Source organism: Acinetobacter sp. WC-743, assembly GCF_000335555.1.
Classification (GTDB): Bacteria; Pseudomonadota; Gammaproteobacteria; order Pseudomonadales; family Moraxellaceae; genus Acinetobacter; species Acinetobacter bereziniae.
This window is the reverse complement of record NZ_AMFQ01000033.1, coordinates 1-5,110: the sequence shown is the minus strand read 5'-3', so window position 1 is coordinate 5,110 and position 5,110 is coordinate 1. Positions and strand designations below refer to the sequence as shown.

General features: G+C 35.1%; 2 protein-coding genes and 1 pseudogene. 1 reads left to right on the top strand and 2 read right to left on the bottom strand.

Annotation, left to right across the window (positions count from 1 at the left end; translation table 11 throughout):
• Nucleotides 1-53 precede the first annotated feature (53 nt).
• Nucleotides 54-1,012: pseudogene (locus tag ACINWC743_RS25245) on the top strand (formylglycine-generating enzyme family protein).
• A gap of 127 nt (nucleotides 1,013-1,139) precedes the next feature.
• On the opposite strand, the gene ACINWC743_RS04630 reads toward ACINWC743_RS25245, so the two are convergent.
• Nucleotides 1,140-4,106, bottom strand: coding sequence for a hypothetical protein (locus ACINWC743_RS04630; RefSeq protein ID WP_009584546.1), 2,967 nt, complete (start codon nucleotides 4,104-4,106; stop codon nucleotides 1,140-1,142).
• Between the two features lie 3 nt (nucleotides 4,107-4,109).
• The coding region (locus ACINWC743_RS04625) for a DUF2345 domain-containing protein (RefSeq protein WP_009584547.1) at nucleotides 4,110-5,110 on the bottom strand (1,001 nt) is incomplete at its 5' end.

The window sequence follows — 5,110 nt, the reverse complement described above, 5'->3', positions numbered from 1 at the left end:
CCAATTATCAGTTAGGATAAAAACTAAAATATTGATAGTCTTATTTAAAAATGATGAAACACAATATAATTGCTATTTTACTCTCCACTTTAGCCTTATCTGCTTGTGCAAAAACCACCAATGAGACGCATAGCAATTCAACAGCTCAAAAGACCAATGAAAAAAACGATCTTGAGTTACAACAAAGAATTAAAAAATTGGTGGAGAAAACCAAAAAGAATATGATTTTTGTACAAGGTGGTACGTTTATGATGGGTGACTTCGGTGAACTCGTCAATAAAGGAAAATTACCTTTTGATGGTGATGCTCATAGTAAACCTTTACATAAAGTCACTTTAGATAGTTATAGCCTAAATGCCTATAAGTCCAGTTATGAAGACTTAGATACTTATAGTGCAGCAACAGGAAGCCTAAAGTTATGGATGATCCAGATTCAGATTTACGATATAAAGATGCTGCCGCTGGACTCAATTGGTATCAAGCGCGTGATTACTGCCAATGGTTAGGCAAACAATTAAATGTACCTATGGACTTACCAACCGAAGCGCAGTGGGAATATGCTGCTCGTAACCGCGGCCAACAAGTGGTTTATCCCACCGATAATGGTAAAGTAGAATATGGTAAAAACTTTAATAGTTATGAACAACAACAAGCATTCACAGAAACTGTTGCAGAGAACTCGATAATACTCATCACTCAACTTGGCGCTCATCAGCCTACTCCATTAGGTTTTTACGACTTAATCAATGAAAACTTAGAATGGGTCGCTGACTGGTATGCACCTGACTATTATTCTAAATCACCTGAAAAAAATCCCAAAGGACCTGAAACAGGTACGGCTAAGGTCCTTAGAAGTACAAATGCAAAAGATGAATATATGATTCGGACTGCTTTTGGCTTTACTTTTTCAAGAATGTTTAAAGAACCTGGCTTAAAAGGAAAGGATTTTTCTCGCTATTACACTACTTCAGTCCGATGTGCTGCCAATAGTCCAACGCCTATACAAAAATAGAATACCTATGACCCCATTAGTTTAAAGTCTAAGCTCATATTTTTTATTCAGTGAAATTTTAAATTTCATTTTTAACCATAAAACGGATCTTAGGAAATATTTATTATGCCCTAAGATCCTTAATATTTTACGTTAAATATGTATCGTTATCAGGTTCTGAGAATAATGGTTTATCGTTAGCACTCGCCAAATATAGAATTTCATTATTTTCATCATATCCCTGCATAATTTTGACTTGTTTAAAAATACTGTCATCCTGATTATAAGCAATTTGTGGTAAAGGCCATGTCTTAATTCCTTCCAAACTTGTTCTTGCTTCTATAAAGTCTTTAATCCATTTATTGGTAGGTCCTGTATATTTGGTATTGTTATTTAGAGCCAAAACAATATTTTCTATTTGAAACCGCACCAAGTTTAAACCACTGGCTAAAAAATTAATAATATGTCTTTCAAGGTTTTTTGTATTTCCAGTACTTTTTTTACCTTGCTGATTGACTCTTTCTATAATATTTCGCCATTCATTTACATGCAGTGTTGATTTAAAAATATTAACAATAGCTGTTTTTCGTTGATCCAAATAATGAATCCCATCCCAATCTATAGCTGGGAAATCATCATAATGTGCCCAACGAGTATTCCAATGACATAGAGAATATACCAAGATCCCTTTGGAGTTGGGTGTTAAACCGATCAATGACTGTAAATTATTATTTATATTTTGAGCGCATGCCAATTTGGCTTCTTCAGATTTAATTGTTGCTGTCCATTTTCTAAAGTCTTGGCTTACATCACCGAGAAAATCTGATATATTATTTAACTGGGTAGAATATTTTTTTAAAATTGTATAATCATTATTTGCGGCAAGCATCGCAAAAAGTTGTGATAATTGCTCAAATAAATCAGTAGCAATATAAGCCAAATGCATAAAGCCCATTTTCAGTAAATTCTTTTTGATAAACAGCATTAAAGATACTAAATCTTTAGGATTTACCTCCAAATCAACCGCGCCTTTTGCCCCAATCCCATAACACAAATGGGCAGCCAACTTGATCCTGATCGAACCATTCGTGTGAATGTACATATAAAAATTAAATTCTGCTCCTGCACCACCACTCACGCCAGCAGTAACGGCTGCTTTTGCTAATGTTTCAAACTTAGGCTCTCCACTTGATTCACGAGGGTTTCCATTCGCATTAAACCACTGCAATTCAACTTTTGGAGTAAGCGCTAATTGGGCGCCAGCAAAGGCTTTTACTTCTACTTGAGCTTTATTTAGCACATCAGGAGGTATATCTTCATTACTTTTGACTTCTACTTTTAAGCCTTTTACTGCATCAACTGCATCTTTCATCGATTTTTTAGGATCATGTGAAATTGCTTGTAGTTTTTGATAGCCTGCAACGTTACCAATCGCGACACTCGTTTGACCTGCAATTGCTAGATTTGCACCTGCAAATCCTTGTAATGCGGCACCAGCAACAACTCGAATTGTCGCAATGGGATCGCCACCATCAAAAACAATACTCCAACCGTATTTAGATGGCCAAAAAAAGTCCCAATTTGCTCGTCCCTCAAATAATACAAATTTTGCAGCCGCCTTTGCTTCAGCTTTACCATGTAAATGTTCCTTAGATAAGTTAAGCGTAGCCTCTGTACCATTTGTACCTACAAATCTCATCCACTGCGCATCTACTGTGAGTTCATCATTTTCACTCATCATATTGTATTGGTTAGAGTACTCTCCACCCACACGTCCCAACACTGGTAAATACAAATCTCGAATGCTTTTTTCATCCGCTGATTTTGATTTGTAACTCGCTAATTCAACACCTACACCATTTATAAATTTTTTTAAACTATCATTAAACTCTCGAGGATTCGATGTGTTTATTTCCTCTGTCCCTTCTCTAGCATTTGTACTTGTATCACTGGTTATCTTGATTTTAGTTGTGCTTTTATTTATTCGTTGAGTTCTTAATTCTTCGATTCTACGTTTATTGGCATATCTTCTTAAGATATTTGGATTACCATTTGAGTTTCCACTTGCTTCAATCACAAGTACTTCTTGGATTTCTGCACTGTTTTTAAACTCTCCATTAATTTTGTCTAGGGCGTCCTTTTTTGCGATACCCAGTCTTTCTTCAATTTTTTTTATGTCAGTTGGATTTCTTGCTTCAAGTTGTAACTCTAAATCTTTTTTATTTTTATAAATTGAAGATATAGATTTCTCAAAATCTTTAGTTAACTTATCGAACGGCTTAAAAACATCCATCGGTAAAATATAAATTTCATTGGTTTTTGGTACAATAATTATCGGTAATGTTGTTTTAGCACCTAAACTCGCTGTATAAGTTTCTTTAGGATTTGTAGTCGTGCTACTTAGCTTAATTTCAAAAGGATGAAAATTCCCTTTAGTTGAAGTCACTAGTGGCGCCATTAATGGAGATTTAAATTTAATTCCATTCAAATCAAATTCAATATAAGTTTTATGATCCGTATATAACAGATTTGATATTGATTTTTCATTCAATACACTGGATTTAATTTGTTTTGATGAGGCATCCAATCTTTCATTTTTTTCATTAAATATTCGATAACTACCTTTAGGAAAATACTTTATTTGCCCTCCTACTCTCATAAAAACCTGATATAAAATAAAAGCTTTCTGTAAAACATCAATTCGTTTTTCTACAACAATCGTCTCTTTCTTGTTTACTTTTAAATCACCAGATTTATTAAAAACTGGTCTTGTACTGATATAACTATAACTTTCCGATTTTATTCTATAAACACCATTTTTATCATCTTTAGTTATGGGCTTCTTACTATCAAGCCAAATAGTAACTTCCGCAGTCAAATAAGCATCAAAATATACTGCTCTCGTTTCTCCTTTGCTATTGGTTGAAAAGGAGTCCTGTAGTAGTACATTTGGACCAATTGTACTTAAATTTTTAACTATTAATTTATAGTTTATTCCAGAAAGCACATTACCTACATTATCTTTTACAACCAAAATGAGTTTATTATTTTTTGGCTGTATATTTGCTTTAAAAATATCGCCATTTTGATTATTTTTTAATAAAAAGTTTTCCACAATCTATTCCTTTATTTTTAAATTATAGCTATTAATATTTTCATCTTCTATATAAATAGAGATATTTTCAGGAGATGGTGTTGTTACTTTTTGTGTTTTACCCTGACTATCCGTAACACCCTGAATAACATCACCATTCTGCAGTATCATTAAATACTTTTTATTCGCTAATGGATTTCCAAGTAAGTCTTTAGCTTCATAGGTTAAATAACAAGGCGTTTCTTTGAATTCACGAGATTTCATTTCAACCTTTGCACCACTAGTAAACTTCTGCTGCCCAGACTTTACTTCAAACAAACCACCTGTGGTTGCAAACACCCCAGAACCATTGATTTTTAACTCAGAACCATCACTAATCAACTTAATCTCTTTCGGACTAGTAATATAAATCGTATCTTCTGTGGAAATGATTTGAATCCCTTTGCGTGCAATCAAATCAGCACCATCACCCTGTGCTTGAATCTCTACTTTCCCCTTGCCAGCATAAAGTCTTGCACCTTCCTGTGCTGCAAACAGGCTGATCTTTGAACTCGCATGCCCCACCAAGGATTTTTGTGTGCTTAGATTAATGCTTCCGCCAGCACTATGACTGATTTGCCCATCCGCAGAGAGGTGGATGTCTTCATTGCTTGATAGTGCAATTGAATTTGGTGAAGCCAGCATCATTACTGCGGACTTAAATGCATCCGCTTTTTTCGGATCTTGTTGAGCCAGTGTATTGATAAACTCTTTGATTCGTTCTAAGACCTCTAAAGGATCAGTCTGTTGGTTCTTGGCAACCTCACTTAAGGCTTTGGCATTGTTTAGGTTACTTTCTAGCTGACTTTTGGCTGCGGTTGTATCTAGATGATTACCTGATGCCCCATCTTGTGCATGGCTACTCAGCAGTAAGCCTTGACCTGCACGTACCGCACCCCATTGATCCGTTCTTAGCTCAAAGCCTTCTCCTCGCCCTTCGCTACTATCTGTCTCTTTTGGATGACTGAGATTGCCAAGATTGAGTT